The following is a 16,023-nucleotide window of genomic DNA, read 5'->3' on the forward strand; positions in this document are numbered from 1 at the left end:
TTAAAGGCTATTGATCAGCACGCTGAAAGTTTCCTGCGCAGCCTTGATGATCTGCGAAGAGGCGGTGTAGTACTGCTGGTATTTGACCAGGTTGCCGGTTTCTTCATCCAGGTTGACCCCGGAAAGCGAATCACGGGCGCTCTTGGCCTGGGTCAGGATCGCCGTGGTCGCGGCGCTGTCGGACTTGCCCTGGGCCGCCTGGGTACCGACGTTGGTCACCAGTTTGTTGTAGGCGTCGGTCAGGCTGATGCCCTTGCTCGCCGAACCGGTGTCCACGGTTTGCTTGGTTTGCAGCGCGACCAGCGACTGCGCGTTACGGTTGTCCGAGGAGGACGCGCCGGTCAGGGACATGCTGAAGCTTTCGCCGGTCTTCGGCGTGCCGCCGACGGTGGTCTGCACGGTGAAGGTTTTCTGGATCGGCGGGGTGCCACCGTCCGTGATCGGGTTGCCGCTGGCATCGACCATGCCCACTTTCAGGTTCAGGGTGTTGCTCTGGCCCGGAACAATGGTGCCGCTACCCAGCGAATGGCCTTGGGCGTCGGTCAGGGTGTAGGTCTGGCTGCCGCCGCTTGCGGCACCGAAGGTCAGTTTGACCGGCGTCGAGTTTTTCAGCGCCGCCTGCAATTCCGACTGGGACGCCGGGTTGTAGATATCCAGCGTGCTGCTGAGCGTTGGCTGGGTGTACGTGCCGCCGTTGTTGGCGCTGGCTACGCCGGTCAACGGCGCGGCCGCGGCGATCTTTTTCGGGTCGCTCAATACGGTCTGGATGCTGGCTGCGGCATTGCGCGTCGGGGTGACCTTGAAGCTGTCGCCCGCGCTCAGGGCGCCGCCTTTGAGCGCCAGGCTGAAACCGTCGATCACCGGTGGCGGTGTGGTCGTGGTGCTGAAGGTGCCCATGTCAGTGCCATCGGAACGCTTGACGCTGTAGTCGGTGGCGCTGGTGAACGTCACCTGATAGTCACTGGTGGTCAGCTTGCCGGTGTCCTTGATGGTGACATCCAGGTTGCCGGAACCGGCGCTGTTGCTCGACTGGGCAATGCTGCGCTGGCTGATCAGGGCGGCACTGTTGATGTTGTTGAAAATGGCCGCGCCGAATTCACCGTTCTTGTCGATGCCTTGCGCCTGCTGACTGTTGATCTGGTCAGCGACCACCAGGGCCACACGCCCCAACTCGTTGAGTGACGGGTCGAGCACTTCCTTGCGATACGTGAGCAGCCCACCGATTTCGCCACCGCTGATCACCGACGTGATGTCGATGGTGCTGGAGCCGCGGTTCATCTGCAGGCCCAGGCGCGTCGGGTCGTCCTTGCTCGCGACGGTCTCCAGGGTATTGGTGGTGTTGCCCATCACCAATGGCTGGCCGCTGCCGAGATAGACGTCGTAGCTGGAACCGCGCTCGACGACTTGCGCACCGACCATTTCGGACAGTTGGCGCACCGCTTCGTTACGGGTGTCGAGCAAGTCGTTCGGCTGGCCGCCGCTGGAGGAGAGTTCGCCGATCTTCTGGTTCAGGTTGGCAATCGAGGTGGCCAGCGTGTTCACCCGCGCCGCCATGTCCCCCAGGCTGCCATTGATCGTGCTGTTCTGATCGTTCAACTGCTTGGCAAGGGTGTTGAAGCGATTGGTCAACGCCTGGGCGCCGGTCAACACCGACTGGCGAGAGGTATCGTCAGTCGCCGAGGTCGAGACACCTTGCATCGAGGTGAAAAATTTCTGCAACACGCCGGTCAGGCCGGTGTTGACGTCCGACAGCGACGCATCCAGCGGCGTGGCCTGGCCCTGGAACGAAGCGGCTTCGCTATTGAGCGAAGTGGCGGTCTGCAACTGGGAATCGAGGTAGGCGTTGTACACCCGGCGAACGTCGGCCAGGGTCGTGCCGGTGCCGATGAAGACATTCCCGTACTGCTGCGAGGCCTTGGTGCCCTGCACGGTTTGCTGACGCGAGTAACCGGCGGTGTCGACGTTGGCAATGTTGTTGCCCGTCACAGCCAAAGAGGATTGGCTAGCCGCCAGTCCCGACATCCCGATATTGAGCAAACTCATGGTTCAGACCTTATGCCTTGTGCCTATAAAGGCGTGGTGGAAGCGCCCGCCGCAGCGTAGTTTTGGTAACTCGTCATCTGCTTGGCTATCTGCGAAATCTTGCTTGCGTAGTTCGGGTCGGTTGCATAACCGGCCTTTTGCAACTCGCGCACAAACTGTTCTGGGTTATCGGCCGACTTCACCACATCTTGATAGCGATTATTGGATTGCAGCAACGTCACAAGGTCATGGAAGCTGTCCTTGTAAGAGGCATAGGAACGGAACTGCGCCGTCTCCTTGACCATCGCGCCATCCCTGAACTCGCTGGTGATTGCCCGAGCCGAATCGCCCGTCCAACTGCTGCCGGCCTTGATGCCGAACAGGTTGTGACTGCTGCTGCCATCCTGGGCGCGCATGACCGATTTGCCCCAACCGGTTTCCAGGGCGGCCTGGGCCACCAGGTAACGCGGATCGACGCCGATGCGGTCGGCAGCTTCCTTGGCCATCGGCAACATGGTGTTGACGAATTCGTCGGCGGAACTGAAAGCTTTCTTCGCCGGCGCCAGGGGAATCTGCGCCATGGCACGACCGTAAATCTGCATCTGCCCGCTCGACGCCGCTGCCGTTGCGGTTGGCAGCCAATCGCCGTTGTACAGCGGACCCGCGCCGGTCGGCGTGGTGGCGCGTTCAGGCAACAGGGTCTTGTTGATCGTCGCGGCGGTCGTGGCGGCGGTCGATGTCGACGGCACCAGGCCGGCGAGCAAACGGTCGGCCAGTTTCGGCGGCAGGGCCAGGCGACGCTGGTTGAGCAGCGCCACGTCATTGCTGTGATCGCTGGTGGCCGTCGAACCTTTCAGCGAACGCGAAGCCCATAACGGACGCTCGCCATTGACCCGCGACAGCGGCCCGTGGGTGGCGATGGTGCCGGCAGCAATCGGCGTTTCGACGGCGGCTTTTTTCGCCGCTTCCTGCTTCTCGGCCGACAGCGTCGCCGCTTCGCCCGGTGCCAGTGGCTTGTTCTTCGACATCTGACGCATCAGCACGTCCGCCAGGCCGATACCGCCACCTTCGCGGGACATGGAAACGGCCAACTGCTGGTCGTACATTTCCTGGTATTGCTTGGCGGCCGGGGTGTTGAGCGGATTGTCCTGGCCCAGCGTTTCGGTGGCCGAGCGCATGGACTTGAGCATTTCACCGAGGAACAGCGACTCGAATTCCTGCGCCACTTTGCGCATGTTGCCGTCGCTGTTCTTGTCACCGACCTTGAGCTGGTTCAAGCGATTGAGGTCCGAATAGGAACCCGAATCGCTGTTGTTGATTGCCCCGCTCTTGCGCATGTCCATGGTCGCTGTCCTCAGATCACGATCAGGTCGGCTTGCAACGCGCCGGCCTGTTTCAATGCTTCGAGGATGGCCATCAAGTCACCCGGCGCCGCGCCGACCTGGTTCACCGCACGGACGATCTCGTCGAGGGTGGTGCCCGGGCCGAACTTGAACATTGGCTTGGCTTCTTGCTGGGCGTTGACCCGCGAGCGCGGCACGACGGCCGTCTGCCCATTGGACAGAGGACCGGGCTGACTGACGATCGGGTCTTCGGTGATGGTCACGGTCAGGCTGCCGTGGGTTACGGCGGCCGGGGACACTTTCACATTCTGGCCGATCACGATGGTGCCGGTGCGCGAGTTGATGATGACTTTCGCCACCGCCTGGCCCGGATCGACTTCAAGGTTTTCCAGGATCGACAGGTAGTCGACCCGCTGGCTCGGGTCCAGTGGCGCCGTGACGCGGATCGAACCGCCATCGATGGCCTGGGCCACGCCAGGGCCGAGCAGGTCGTTGATCTTGTCGACCACACGCTTGGCGGTGGTGAAGTCCGAACGGTTGAGGTTCAGGGTCAGGCTGTTGCCCTGGTTGAAACCGCTCGGCACCGAACGCTCGACCGAGGCACCGCCGGGAATACGACCGGCCGACGGCACGTTGACCGTGATCTTGGAACCGTCGCGGCCTTCGGCATCGAAACCGCCGACCACCAGGTTGCCCTGGGCGATGGCGTAGACGTTGCCGTCGATACCTTTGAGCGGCGTCAACAGCAAGGTCCCACCGCGCAGGCTCTTGGAGTTACCGATGGACGCCACCGTGATGTCAACCTGTTGACCCGGTTTGGCAAACGCCGGCAGATCCGCACTGATCGACACCGCCGCAACGTTCTTCAACTGCACGTTGCCCGAACCCGGCGGCACCTTGATGCCGAACTGCGAGAGCATGTTGTTGAAGGTCTGCAGGGTGAACGGGGTCTGGGTCGTCTGGTCACCGGTACCGTTAAGCCCGACCACCAGCCCGTAACCGATCAATTGGTTGGTCCGCACGCCGGAAATGCTGGCGATGTCCTTCAACCGCTCGGCTTGAGCGGTGAAGGCTGCGGACAGCATCAGAGCGGCCACCATCAGGTGTTTGAAGTTCAACGTAGCCACCTAGAAAGGGAACAGCGGGCTGAGGAAGAAACGGTCGAACCAGCCTGGCTGACTCGCATCGGCAAACGCACCGGTGCCCGAATAGGTGATACGTGCATCGGCGACGCGGGTCGACGACACGGTGTTATCGGTTGCAATGTCATCGGCGCGCACCAGGCCGGCAATCCGTACCAGTTCATCGCCAGAGTTGAGGGTCATCCACTTCTCGCCACGCACGGCGATGATGCCGTTGGGCAAGACGTCGGCGACGGTCACGGTGATCGAACCGGTCAGGCTGTTGCTCTGGCCGGACTTGCTCGCGCCGTTGGTGGCACGGTCGCCGCTGTAGCCGACGTCCAGGCTCAGGTCACCGCTGCCCACCGGGTTATTGGTGCTCAAGCCGCCGCCAAACAACGACGACAGGCCGATACCGGTCTTGCTGGTCTTGTCGATCTGCGAGTTGGCGCCTTTGCTGGCCTGGGTCCGCTCGTTCAGGGTGATGGTGATGATGTCGCCGACCCGGAATGCCTTGCGGTCGCTGTACAGGTTCTGTTCGAAACCGGCCTGGTAGATCGAGCCATTGTTGGCCGCAGCCGGCAGCGGCGTGCGCGGCAACACCGGGGCGTAGTAAGGGTCATTGGGCTTGGGCGGCGGGGAAACGCAGCCCGCGAGCCCGACGACCCCACTCAGTGCCAGAACAGATACAAAGCGATTCATGACCCTACCTCACGGTGTTGCAGGCGGCTTCAGGCCGCCACATAGACTTGATTACAGATTCTGCGTTACGAACGAGAGCATCTGGTCGGCGGTGGAGATCACCTTGGAGTTCATCTCGTAGGCGCGCTGAGTGGTGATCATGTTGACCATCTCTTCAACGGTGCTGACGTTGGACGTTTCCAGGGTGTTCTGCAGCGTGGTACCGAAGCCGTTCAGGCCTGGCGTACCGACTTGCGGCGCGCCGCTGGCAGCGGTTTCCAGGAACAGGTTGTTACCCACCGCTTGCAGGCCGGCCGGGTTGATGAAGTCGGCGGTTTGCAGGTTGCCGATCACTTGCGAGGCAGCGTTGCCGGCAATGGTGATGGACACGGTGCCGTCGCGACCGACCGTGAAGGTCTGGGCGTTGTTCGGAATGACAATCGCCGGCTCCAGGGCGAAGCCGCTGGCGTTCACGACCTGACCGTTGGAGTCGAGGTGGAAGGTGCCGTCACGGGTGTAGGAAGTCGTGCCATCCGGTTGCAGGATCTGGAAGAAACCGCGACCGTCGACCGCCAGGTCCAGCGGGTTTTCGGTGGTCTGCAGGCTGCCGGCGGTGAAGTTTTTCTGGGTGCCGACGATGCGCACACCGGTACCCACTTGCAGGCCCGACGGCAGTTCGCTGTCCTGGGTCGACTGGGCGCCTGGCTGGCGTTTGATCTGGTACAGCAAGTCCTGGAACTCGGCGCGGTCACGTTTGAAACCCGTGGTCGACACGTTGGCCAGGTTGTTGGAAATGGTCGTCAGGTTAGTGTCTTGGGCGGACAGACCTGTTTTGGCAACCCATAGAGCCGGAAGCATTCGATTCTCCTCGTGCGCCTGTTTTACGGCGCGACGTTCTGATAATTAGCTGATCTGCAAGACCCGAGCCATGGCCTGGTCATCGTCTTTGGCGGTGTTCATCATCTTGATGTGCAGCTCGAACTGCTTCGACAAAGCCAGCACCGAGGTCATTTCTTCCACGGCATTGACGTTGCTCGACTCAAGGAACCCGGACACCAGCTTGACGCCCGCATCGGCTTGCGCCGGCTTACCGTCCTTGGTGTGGATCGAACCATCCAGGCCTTTGGTCATGTTCTTCAGGTCAGGGTTGACCAGCTTGATGCGGTCGACTTCGGCCATCACCCGCGGGCCTTCGCCCATGGCTCGGATGCTGATGGTGCCGTCCTCGCCCACTTCGACTTGCTGCTCGGGCGGCACGGCAATCGGCCCGCCATTGCCCATCACCGGCATACCGTTGCCGGCGCGCAGCACGCCCAGGGCGTCAATGTTCAGGCTGCCGGTGCGCACGTAGCTTTCGCCGCCATCAGGCGTCTGCACGGCGATCCAGCCATTGCCGGTCACGGCGACGTCGAGGTCACGACCGGTTTCCACCATCGAACCTGGCGAGAAGTCGGTGGCCGGGCGCTCGGTCATGGCGTAGGCACGCGCCGGAAAGCTGTCACCAAACACCGGCATCGAACGGGCCTGCTCCAGGTCCTTTTGAAAACCATTGGTGGAGATGTTCGCCAGGTTGTTCGCATGAGCCTTCTGCGCCAGTGCATTCTGGCTGGCGCCGGTCATTGCCACATAAAGGTACTTGTCCACACTCTTTCCTCTGCATGCCGGACGTTTGCCGCCCACTGCTGTACTGCTGAGCCTTAAGCAATTTGCAGACCAACTTTTTTCTGACGGCGCCGGGCCCGGCAAACAAAGGACTTGAGGGGTTTGGAGGGGATGAGGGGATTGTGTCGAAGTCGAAAAACCGGCGGTGTTATGCCGCTTCGCGGCAAACCTCGGACTGATCGTTCCCACGTTCTGCGTGGGAATGCCTCAATGGACGCTCTGCGTCCGCTTTGGGGACGCTCTGCGTCCCGGGCTGCATTCCCACGCAGAGCGTGGGAACGATCATGTGCCTGACTCTTTGCCGACGTCATATTCGCGGAGCTTATTGGCAATGGTCGTGTGCGAAACCCCCAACCGCTTACCCAACTGCCGGCTGCTCGGATGCTCGGAATACAGCCGCTCCAGTACCGCTTTTTCAAAGCGCCCGACAATCGCATCCAGCCCGCCTTCCAGCGAGAAATCGCCAAGCGGCTGACGCACGCCGTAATCCGGCAGGCGAATATGCTCGACCTTGACCGTCCCGCCCTCGCACAGGGAAACCGCCTGGAACAACACGTTTTCCAACTGCCGGACATTGCCCGGCCAATGGTAATGACTGAGCCGCTCCATGGCCGCCGGTGCCAGTTTCGGCAAGGGGCAACCGATTTGCCGACTGGCCTGGTCAAGGAAGTGCTCCACCAGCGGCGTCAACCCGTCGAGGCATTCGCGCAGCGGCGGGATGTGCAACGACAGCACGTTCAAGCGGTGATACAAATCCTGGCGAAACTCGCCGCGCGCGCACAATTCGGACAGGTCCACTTGCGTGGCGCAGATCACTCGCACATCCAGATAGACTTCTTCATCACTGCCGACACGACGGAAGCAACCGTCCTGCAAAAAGCGCAGCAATTTCACCTGCAAGCGCGGGCTCATTTCGCCGACGCCATCGAGAAACAGTGTACCGCCCGCCGTCAGCTCCAGCAGCCCGAGCTTGCCTTCGGCTCGAGCGCCCTCAAAGGCGCCAGGGCCGTAGCCGAACAGCTCGGTCTCGGCCATGGACTCTGGGAGGCCGGCGCAGTTGAGCGCCATCAGCGGCGACTGGCCGCGAGGACTGGCCAGGTGACAGGCCCGCGCCAGCAACTCTTTGCCGGTGCCGGTTTCGCCTTCTATCAAGAGCGGCGCATCCAGCGGTGCCATGCGCCGCGCTTCGCGCACCACCGCTGCCATGACTTTCGAGCTCTGGAAAATGCTGTCGAAACCGCGCAACTCTTGCTTGCGCACGTTATAGATGCGCTCACCGACCCGATCCGCCCGGTGCAACGTCAACACGGCGCCGGCCATGGCTTCGCTGTCGTCATGCTCCGATTGCAGCGGGGCGATGTCGGCGAGAAACACGTCGCCCTTGACCTTCACCCGTAAACCGTTGATCCGCGATTTGTTGGCGCGCACCAGTTCCGGCAAGTCGAAATCCTCGGCGTAACGGGACAAGGGAATCCCCGGCACCTCGTCCACCCGCACCCCGAGCAACTGCGCCGCCGCACGGTTGGCCGCAACAATGGAGCCACCCATGTCGATCGACAACACCGGGAACTCCAGGGCACCGAGCAACGCGTTCAGCTCCATGTGCCGACGCTCGCTGGGCATCAGCCCTACCCGCTTGACGCCAAATACCCCGGCAATCGCCTCGAATTTCGGACGCAGTGCCTGGAACTGGATGTTGATCAGGTTCGGGCAGTGCAGGTAGATCGCGTTGCCATGCTCACCGCCGACCTCGCCGCGCGCGACGTTGATCCCGTATTCCACCAGCAGGTTAAGGATGTCGCGCAGGATGCCGATGCGGTTCTGGCAGTGGACTTTGATACGCATATAAAGAGCCTGGACAGGGTGATCGAGGCTCGCCGCCGGAAAATTTCTGCGGGAGTGCTCAGTTAGTCGTCAAGATTATGTGACAGCCGGAGCGCTTTTCAAACCCGGAAAACTCAATACCTGCGCCACAGTCGCCAATCCGTAACGAAAACTTTACGAAAAGCCGCGATTTTTCCTACGCGCGACCCAAACCCTCTGCTGCATCACCGCACGCCTTGGGGTATTCCTAGGTCCATAGCTTGGACATAACAAGAACGAATTCCCCTAGCAGGAGAGCAGCATGAAGCAGACGCAATACGTGGCCCGCGAGCCCGATGCGCAAGGTTTTATCGACTACCCCGCCGAAGAACACGCGGTGTGGAACACGCTGATCACTCGCCAACTGAAAGTGATCGAAGGGCGTGCGTGCCAGGAATACCTGGACGGTATCGAAAAACTCGGTCTGCCCCACGACCGCATTCCGCAACTCGGAGAGATCAACAAAGTCCTTGGTGAAACCACCGGCTGGCAGGTTGCCCGGGTTCCGGCGCTGATTCCCTTCCAGACGTTCTTCGAGTTGCTCGCCAACAAGCAGTTTCCGGTAGCGACGTTTATTCGTACCCGCGAAGAGCTGGATTACCTGCAAGAGCCGGACATTTTCCACGAGATCTTTGGCCACTGCCCGCTGCTGACCAACCCCTGGTTTGCTGAATTTACCCACACCTACGGCAAACTCGGCCTACAGGCTTCCAAGGAAGAACGCGTGTACCTGGCGCGCCTGTACTGGATGACCATCGAATTCGGCATGGTCGACACCCCGCAGGGCCAGCGCATCTATGGCGGCGGCATCCTGTCCTCGCCCAAAGAAACTGTTTATTGCATGTCGGACGAGCCGGAACATCAGGCCTTCGATCCGCTGGAATGCATGCGCACGCCGTATCGCATCGACATCTTGCAGCCGCTGTACTTTGTGCTGCCCAACCTCAAGCGCCTGTTCGACCTGGCCCACGAAGACATCATGGGCATGGTCAAGCAAGGCATGCAGCTGGGCTTGCACGCACCGAAATTTCCGCCCAAGCCAAAAGCCGCCTGAACATGCCGGCAGTCGCGGTCAGCGCTGAAAAATAGTAACGTCTAACAAGAATCGAATCGGGAAACAGACCATGTCCACTTTGAACCAAGCCCACTGCGAAGCCTGCCAAGCCGGCGCCCCTCAGGTCAGCGACGAAGAGTTGCCGGTACTGATCAAACAGATCCCTGACTGGAACATCGAAGTTCGCGACAGCGTGATGCAGCTGGAAAAAGTTTTCCTGTTCAAGAATTTCAAGCACGCCTTGGCCTTCACCAACGCTGTCGGTGAAATCTCCGAGGCCGAAGGTCACCACCCGGGCTTGTTGACCGAGTGGGGCAAAGTCACCGTGACCTGGTGGAGCCACTCGATCAAGGGCCTGCACCGCAACGACTTCATCATGGCCGCGCGCACTGACGACGTCGCCAAGGATGCCGAGGGCCGCAAATAATGCATTTCGACGCCATCGGCCGAGTACCCGGCGACCCGATTCTCGGCCTGATGGAGGCCTATGCGCAGGACCCCAACCCGCGCAAATTCGACTTGGGCGTGGGTGTCTACAAAGACGCCCAGGGCCTGACGTCGATTCCTCAAGCGGTGAAACTCGCCGAGGCGCGTCTGGTGGATCGCCAGACCACCAAGACCTACATCGGTGGGCATGGCGATCCAGCCTTCGGCAAAGTGATGAACGAGCTGGTGCTCGGCGCCGATTCGGCGCTGATTGCCGAGCAACGGGCCGGCGTCACCCAGACCCCGGGCGGCACCGGCGCGCTGCGCTTGAGCGCGGACTTCATCGCGCAAATGCTGCCGGGCCGTGGCGTCTGGTTGAGCAACCCGACCTGGCCGATCCACGAAACGATTTTCGCCACGGCCGGGGTCAAGGTCAGTCACTACCCGTACGTGGGCAGCGACAACCGTCTCGATGTCGAAGCGATGCTTGCGGTGCTCAACGAAGCGCCGAAGGGCGATGTAGTGCTGCTGCACGCCTGCTGCCATAACCCGACCGGTTTCGACCTGTCCCATGACGATTGGCGTCGGGTGCTGGACGTGGTCCGTCGCCGCGAGCTGTTGCCGCTGATCGACTTCGCCTACCAAGGTTTCGGCGATGGCCTGGAACAGGACGCCTGGTCCACCCGGTTGTTCGTTGATGCGTTGCCCGAAGTGCTGATCACCAGCTCCTGCTCGAAGAACTTCGGCCTGTACCGCGACCGCACTGGTGCGCTGATTGTCTGCGCGAAGACCGCGGACAAATTAATCGATATCCGCAGCCAACTGGCCAACATCGCCCGTAACCTGTGGTCGACCCCGCCGGATCACGGCGCGGCTGTGGTGGCAACCATCCTTGGCGATCCAGAGCTGAAAAGCCTCTGGGCCGACGAAGTGGAAGCCATGCGTTTGCGCATCGCGCAACTGCGCAGCGGTCTGGTGGAAGCCCTGGAACCCCATGGCTTGCGCGAACGCTTTGCGCACATTGGCGTGCAACGTGGGATGTTCTCCTACACCGGGTTGACGGCCGAGCAGGTGAAACAACTGCGCGATCATCACAGCGTGTACATGGTCAACTCCGGCCGGGCCAACGTGGCGGGAATTGATGCGACGCGTTTGGCGCTGCTGGCCGAAGCCATCGCTGAAGTCTGCAAGTAACCTCACTTCGCACTGATCGTTCCCACGCTCTGCGTGGGAACGATCATGTAGGGACTTCGATCTTTTGCGTTTCGCCTCCCCTGCGGCCATTGGTCGCAGAAATCCCAGATAAAAGTCTATTTGTCATTTCTCCTGCTGTATCCTGCCCAGGCTTTTTAAAAGCGCGGATCTACCAGATCTATCAACAGACTTTGCGAGGAGCGCGAAACATGCACGAGATCCCTAATCTCCCCTTCCCAAGCCTGCACGAAACTGAGCAGACAACCCCGCAACAAGCCAGTGCCCAACAGCCTGAGCCGAAAGAAGCCACTGACCGTCGAAAGACTGACAGCGAAGACTGATCCACCTGCAATGCCAGACCGTGTGGAAAGCGCTAACATGCGCTTTCCACACCGCCTGAACCCCCGAGTCCCGCCCCATGACTGATGATTTTAGCGAAACCCAGGCCAGCGTCCTGATCGGCACCGCCGAGAAGATGATCGAGATCTGGAATCGCCTCTCCCCCGAAAAACAAGCCGCCCTGCTGGCCCGTTTCGGCAGCGAAGAAAACGCCCTCGCCGCTCTGGTCACGACTCAATTGGTCGCGCCCGCCAAATCCTGATTCCCCCGTCCGGCAAATAGTTTTACTTTTCCACGACCGCCCGCCCCTCGCGCCGCTATCATAAGCAGCCTATCTATCCTGCTGCCCCGTGGACTTTTACCCATGTCAGAAAACCAGCGCCCCCTGGCGGTCACGCTGCAAGTCGTTTCCATCGTCCTCTTCACGTTTATCGGCTACCTCAATATCGGCATCCCCCTGGCCGTATTGCCGGGCTACGTCCACAGCGACCTGGGCTTCGGCGCGGTGATCGCCGGGCTGGTAATCAGCGTGCAATACCTCGCCACCCTGCTCAGCCGCCCGTACGCCGGGCGCATTATCGACAACAAGGGCAGCAAACTGGCGGTGATGTACGGCCTCGCCGGTTGTGGCTTGAGCGGTGTGTTCATGCTGGTTTCGGCCTGGACCCAAAGCCTGCCGATGCTGAGCCTGATCAGCCTGCTGATCGGCCGCCTGATCCTCGGCAGCGCGGAAAGCCTGGTGGGCTCCGGCTCGATCGGCTGGGGCATCGGCCGGGTCGGCGCGGCGAACACCGCCAAGGTCATCTCCTGGAACGGCATCGCCAGTTACGGCGCCATCGCCATCGGCGCTCCGTTTGGCGTGTGGCTGGTCGATAAACTGGGCTTGTGGAGCATGGGCGTGAGCATTGTGCTACTGGCCGTGCTGGGCTTGGCACTGGCCTGGCCGAAAACCGCTGCACCGATTGTCGTCGGGGAACGCCTGCCGTTCATGCACGTGCTCGGTCGCGTGTTGCCCCACGGCTGCGGCCTGGCACTGGGCTCGATCGGTTTCGGCACCATTGCCACCTTCATTACTCTGTATTACGCCACGCAGCATTGGTCGAACGCGGTGCTCTGCCTGAGCCTGTTCGGCGCCAGTTTCATCGGCGCGCGACTGCTGTTCGGCAACCTGATCAACCGCCTCGGCGGATTTCGCGTGGCGATTGCCTGCCTGTCGGTGGAAACCCTGGGCTTGCTGCTGCTGTGGATGGCACCGGACGCCAATTGGGCGCTGGCCGGTGCGGCGCTGAGCGGCTTCGGCTTCTCGCTGGTGTTCCCGGCGCTGGGCGTGGAAGCCGTCAACCTGGTGCCCGCCTCCAGCCGTGGCGCGGCGGTTGGCGCTTATTCGTTGTTCATCGATTTGTCGCTGGGGATTACCGGGCCATTGGCCGGTGCGATTGCGGCAGGATTTGGCTTTGCTTCGATCTTCCTGTTTGCCGCCCTCGCCGCGTTGAGCGGTCTGGCGTTGAGCGTTTACCTGTACCGCCAGGCGCCCAAGTATCGGGAGCAACGCGACGCGCGCTAGAAATCCACCTTGCCACGCCCGGCCTTGATACTGCCGCGCTTGGTCTTCGATTCCAGCCGACGCTTCTTCGAACCGAGGGTCGGCTTGGTCGGGCGGCGCTTCTTTTCGACTTTGGTCGCGCTGAGGATCAACTCGACCAGCCGTTCCAGCGCATCGGCGCGGTTGGCTTCCTGCGTGCGGTATTGCTGGGCCTTGATGATCAACACGCCATCGCTGGTGATGCGGCTGTCGCGCAACGCCAGCAGCCGTTCCTTGTAGAACTCGGGCAAGGACGAGGCCGGGATGTCGAAGCGCAGGTGCATGGCGCTGGAGACCTTGTTGACGTTCTGCCCCCCGGCGCCCTGGGCGCGGATGGCGGTCAATTCGATCTCGGCATCCGGCAGATGCACGTTGTTGGAAATCACCAGCATGGAAAAAAGTCCGATATCAGGACCGCCAGAATACCTTGTAGGAGCGAGGCTTGCCCGCGAAGGTGTCGGCACATCCAACATCAATTCTGAATGTGCCGACGCCTTCGCGGGCAAGCCTTGCTCCTACAGGATTTTGCATCCCCCTGAAAACAAAAAACCCGGCACATGGCCGGGTTTGTTGTTTCTACGTGCTGCGTTATTTCGCTGCAGCCTGCAACGCATGCTGCGCACTGCGCTTGTTCTTGATGCCGTAGCAGATCCACATGAACGCGACCCACACCGGGATCGCATACACCGAGATCTGAATGCCCGGGATCAGCAGCATCACGCACAGGATGAACGCCACGAACGCCAGGCAGATGTAGTTCCCGTACGGGTACCACAGGGCCTTGAACAGCGGCGTCTGCTTGGTTTTGTCCATATGCTGGCGGAACTTGAAGTGCGAAAAGCTAATCATCGCCCAGTTGATCACCAGGGTCGCCACGACCAGGGACATCAACAGCTCCAGGGCGTTTTGCGGGATCAGGTAGTTCAGCAGCACGGCAATCAGCGTCACTGCGGCCGAGGCCAGGATCGAACGCACCGGCACGCCGCGCTTGTCGATCTTCGCCAGGGCCTTCGGCGCATCGCCCTGCTCGGCCATGCCCAGCAGCATGCGGCTGTTGCAGTAGGTGCCGCTGTTGTACACCGACAATGCCGCGGTCAGGACCACGAAGTTGAGGATGTGCGCGGCGGTGTTGCTGCCGAGCATCGAGAACACCTGCACAAACGGGCTGCCGCTATAGGAATCGCCGGACGCGTTCAGGGTCGCCAGCAGGCTGTCCCATGGCGTCAGCGACAGCAGGATGACCAGGGCGCCGATGTAGAAAATCAGGATCCGGTAGATCACCTGGTTGATGGCTTTCGGGATCACGGTTTTCGGCTTGTCGGCTTCAGCTGCGGTGAAACCGAGCATTTCCAGGCCGCCGAAGGAGAACATGATGATCGCCATGGCCATCACCAGTCCGCTGACGCCATTCGGGAAGAAACCACCGTGGGACCACAGGTTGCTCACCGAGGCCTGCGGGCCGCCGTTGCCGCTGACCAGCAAATAGCTGCCCAGGGCAATCATGCCGACGATCGCCACGACCTTGATGATGGCGAACCAGAATTCGGCCTCGCCGAATACTTTGACGTTGGCCAGGTTGATCAGGTTGATCAGCACGAAGAAACCGGCGGCCGAGACCCAGGTCGGGATGTCCGGCGCCCAGTAGTGGATGTACTTGCCGACCGCGGTCAGCTCCGACATGCCCACCAGGATGTACAGGATCCAGCAGTTCCAGCCCGACAGGAAGCCGGCGAAACCGCCCCAGTATTTGTGGGCGAAGTGGCTGAAGGAACCGGCCACCGGCTCTTCGACGATCATCTCGCCGAGCTGGCGCATGATCATGAAAGCGATGAAACCGCAGATGGCATAGCCGAGGATCATCGACGGGCCAGCGGATTTAAGGACGCCCGCCGAACCAAGGAACAGCCCGGTACCGATCGCGCCACCGAGGGCGATCAGCTGGATATGGCGATTTTTCAGGCCGCGTTTCAGCTCGCCTGAATGCGAGTTTTGTCCACTCATGAAAAGGGTCTCACGCAAGGTTTGATGATGTTCAGTAGACGTTGCTGCTCAGCTGCAATTTCAAGCAGCGCCGATCAAACCCCAGCGCAAGCACCAGGAGTTCAGCGTATTTACAACGGTCATGCGTCACCTGTTTGTTTTTATCTGTGACGAAATCGAACCCGACACGCTTGTGGCGCGGCGGAGTGAACAAGACGGGTAGCCTTGAAGTGCGCAGATGCGCAGGAGGTCACAGTTAAAACGCGGCGCATTGTACACCGCTAACCCCCTGCTGCCAGACCCGCTGGATCAGCGTGTCGGTTGCCGGGATTGCCTGTGTCCGCCTCGAGGGTCTCGGGCAGCTGCAATAAAAGAGTCGGACCTTTGCAGGTCGTCGGCGCAGGCGATGAAAAAATCCACCCACGGGGAGAAATGGAGATCGATCACGGCGTTCATTGCGCCTCCTTCTTGTTATGCACCTGCACGGCAGGCATGGGACGCATCTCACCCTTCAAACGCCGCTGAAACAAGCGCGCCAGAGCCTTGCGAGACAGGCGCGAGACGACCTGGCGGAAGGTTTTCCTTACAGCCCTTGCAAAGGCGTCCTACGACAGGGTTTGGCCGTCGATTTCGTCAACTTTGCGTTACAAGCCGTAACGTAAATTTGCCAAATCAGATCTTTCTGTCAGCCGACTGCAAATTGACGGTAGGAAGCTTCCTAAGGAAAAGGTCGAGTTAGTTTTTTGTTTTTTATTA

Annotated in this window: 15 protein-coding genes; 6 read left to right on the forward strand and 9 right to left on the reverse strand. The window is 60.8% G+C overall.

Annotation, left to right across the window (positions count from 1 at the left end; genetic code table 11):
* The 7 genes from flgK to HKK53_RS12425 form a co-directional block, all read right to left on the reverse strand.
* Nucleotides 1–2,043: a flagellar hook-associated protein FlgK gene (gene flgK, locus HKK53_RS12395; protein WP_169371053.1), complete on the reverse strand. Its 2,043-nt coding sequence runs from the start codon at nucleotides 2,041–2,043 to the stop codon at nucleotides 1–3.
* Between the two features lie 23 nt (nucleotides 2,044–2,066).
* Complete coding sequence (gene flgJ / locus HKK53_RS12400; protein ID WP_169371054.1) at nucleotides 2,067–3,365, reverse strand: flagellar assembly peptidoglycan hydrolase FlgJ; 1,299 nt, start codon at nucleotides 3,363–3,365, stop codon at nucleotides 2,067–2,069.
* Nucleotides 3,366–3,376: 11 nt separating this feature from the next.
* Complete coding sequence (locus HKK53_RS12405; protein ID WP_169374234.1) at nucleotides 3,377–4,465, reverse strand: flagellar basal body P-ring protein FlgI; 1,089 nt, start codon at nucleotides 4,463–4,465, stop codon at nucleotides 3,377–3,379.
* Nucleotides 4,466–4,492: 27 nt separating this feature from the next.
* A complete protein-coding gene (gene flgH, locus HKK53_RS12410; protein ID WP_169371055.1) occupies nucleotides 4,493–5,188 on the reverse strand; it encodes a flagellar basal body L-ring protein FlgH in 696 nt (231 codons plus the stop codon).
* Nucleotides 5,189–5,239: 51 nt separating this feature from the next.
* On the reverse strand, nucleotides 5,240–6,025 hold the full coding sequence (gene flgG / locus HKK53_RS12415; protein ID WP_169371056.1) for a flagellar basal-body rod protein FlgG: 786 nt from the start codon (nucleotides 6,023–6,025) through the stop codon (nucleotides 5,240–5,242).
* Nucleotides 6,026–6,070: 45 nt separating this feature from the next.
* Nucleotides 6,071–6,811, reverse strand: coding sequence for a flagellar basal body rod protein FlgF (locus HKK53_RS12420; protein WP_169371057.1), 741 nt, complete (start codon nucleotides 6,809–6,811; stop codon nucleotides 6,071–6,073).
* 300 nt (nucleotides 6,812–7,111) lie between these two features.
* A complete protein-coding gene (locus HKK53_RS12425; protein ID WP_169371058.1) occupies nucleotides 7,112–8,674 on the reverse strand; it encodes a sigma-54-dependent transcriptional regulator in 1,563 nt (520 codons plus the stop codon).
* A 280-nt stretch (nucleotides 8,675–8,954) separates the two neighbouring features.
* Here HKK53_RS12425 and phhA point away from each other — a divergent pair, with 280 nt between their 5' ends.
* From phhA to HKK53_RS12450, 6 genes are all read left to right on the forward strand, one after another.
* Nucleotides 8,955–9,746 (forward strand): phenylalanine 4-monooxygenase, encoded by a 792-nt coding sequence (gene phhA, locus HKK53_RS12430; RefSeq protein ID WP_169371059.1) that lies wholly within the window; start codon nucleotides 8,955–8,957, stop codon nucleotides 9,744–9,746.
* A gap of 70 nt (nucleotides 9,747–9,816) precedes the next feature.
* A complete protein-coding gene (locus tag HKK53_RS12435; protein WP_123509107.1) occupies nucleotides 9,817–10,173 on the forward strand; it encodes a 4a-hydroxytetrahydrobiopterin dehydratase in 357 nt (118 codons plus the stop codon).
* Nucleotides 10,173–11,366, forward strand: coding sequence for an amino acid aminotransferase (locus tag HKK53_RS12440; protein WP_429513994.1), 1,194 nt, complete (start codon nucleotides 10,173–10,175; stop codon nucleotides 11,364–11,366). Before HKK53_RS12435 ends, HKK53_RS12440 begins: the two co-directional genes overlap by 1 nt.
* A gap of 209 nt (nucleotides 11,367–11,575) precedes the next feature.
* Nucleotides 11,576–11,707 (forward strand): hypothetical protein, encoded by a 132-nt coding sequence (locus HKK53_RS32790; RefSeq protein WP_256672193.1) that lies wholly within the window; start codon nucleotides 11,576–11,578, stop codon nucleotides 11,705–11,707.
* Nucleotides 11,708–11,784: 77 nt separating this feature from the next.
* Nucleotides 11,785–11,967: a hypothetical protein gene (locus HKK53_RS12445; RefSeq protein WP_054049614.1), complete on the forward strand. Its 183-nt coding sequence runs from the start codon at nucleotides 11,785–11,787 to the stop codon at nucleotides 11,965–11,967.
* 102 nt (nucleotides 11,968–12,069) lie between these two features.
* Complete coding sequence (locus HKK53_RS12450; RefSeq protein WP_169371060.1) at nucleotides 12,070–13,269, forward strand: MFS transporter; 1,200 nt, start codon at nucleotides 12,070–12,072, stop codon at nucleotides 13,267–13,269.
* On the opposite strand, the gene arfB is transcribed toward HKK53_RS12450, so the two are convergent.
* Both arfB and HKK53_RS12460 read right to left on the reverse strand, forming a co-directional pair.
* Nucleotides 13,266–13,679: an alternative ribosome rescue aminoacyl-tRNA hydrolase ArfB gene (gene arfB, locus HKK53_RS12455; RefSeq protein ID WP_007920134.1), complete on the reverse strand. Its 414-nt coding sequence runs from the start codon at nucleotides 13,677–13,679 to the stop codon at nucleotides 13,266–13,268. The genes HKK53_RS12450 and arfB overlap by 4 nt on opposite strands.
* Before the next feature lie 196 nt (nucleotides 13,680–13,875).
* Entirely contained in the window at nucleotides 13,876–15,288 is a 1,413-nt protein-coding gene (locus tag HKK53_RS12460; protein ID WP_169371061.1) for an amino acid permease, read from the reverse strand.
* Nucleotides 15,289–16,023 lie beyond the last annotated feature (735 nt).

Source organism: Pseudomonas sp. ADAK7 (assembly GCF_012935675.1).
In the GTDB taxonomy this organism is placed as follows: Bacteria; Pseudomonadota; Gammaproteobacteria; order Pseudomonadales; family Pseudomonadaceae; genus Aquipseudomonas.

Bases quoted from the DNA above. Each gene is read 5' to 3' on its own strand.
- arfB (WP_007920134.1), bottom strand. From the start codon at position 13,679: ATGCTGGTGATTTCCAACAACGTGCATCTGCCGGATGCCGAGATCGAA.
- HKK53_RS12425 (WP_169371058.1), bottom strand. From the start codon at position 8,674: ATGCGTATCAAAGTCCACTGCCAGAACCGCATCGGCATCCTGCGCGAC.
- flgK (WP_169371053.1), bottom strand. From the start codon at position 2,043: ATGAGTTTGCTCAATATCGGGATGTCGGGACTGGCGGCTAGCCAATCC.
- HKK53_RS12450 (WP_169371060.1), top strand. From the start codon at position 12,070: ATGTCAGAAAACCAGCGCCCCCTGGCGGTCACGCTGCAAGTCGTTTCC.
- HKK53_RS12405 (WP_169374234.1), bottom strand. From the start codon at position 4,465: ATGGTGGCCGCTCTGATGCTGTCCGCAGCCTTCACCGCTCAAGCCGAG.
- flgG (WP_169371056.1), bottom strand. From the start codon at position 6,025: ATGCTTCCGGCTCTATGGGTTGCCAAAACAGGTCTGTCCGCCCAAGAC.
- phhA (WP_169371059.1), top strand. From the start codon at position 8,955: ATGAAGCAGACGCAATACGTGGCCCGCGAGCCCGATGCGCAAGGTTTT.
- flgJ (WP_169371054.1), bottom strand. From the start codon at position 3,365: ATGGACATGCGCAAGAGCGGGGCAATCAACAACAGCGATTCGGGTTCC.
- HKK53_RS32790 (WP_256672193.1), top strand. From the start codon at position 11,576: ATGCACGAGATCCCTAATCTCCCCTTCCCAAGCCTGCACGAAACTGAG.
- HKK53_RS12460 (WP_169371061.1), bottom strand. From the start codon at position 15,288: ATGAGTGGACAAAACTCGCATTCAGGCGAGCTGAAACGCGGCCTGAAA.
- HKK53_RS12445 (WP_054049614.1), top strand. From the start codon at position 11,785: ATGACTGATGATTTTAGCGAAACCCAGGCCAGCGTCCTGATCGGCACC.
- flgH (WP_169371055.1), bottom strand. From the start codon at position 5,188: ATGAATCGCTTTGTATCTGTTCTGGCACTGAGTGGGGTCGTCGGGCTC.
- HKK53_RS12435 (WP_123509107.1), top strand. From the start codon at position 9,817: ATGTCCACTTTGAACCAAGCCCACTGCGAAGCCTGCCAAGCCGGCGCC.
- HKK53_RS12440 (WP_429513994.1), top strand. From the start codon at position 10,173: ATGCATTTCGACGCCATCGGCCGAGTACCCGGCGACCCGATTCTCGGC.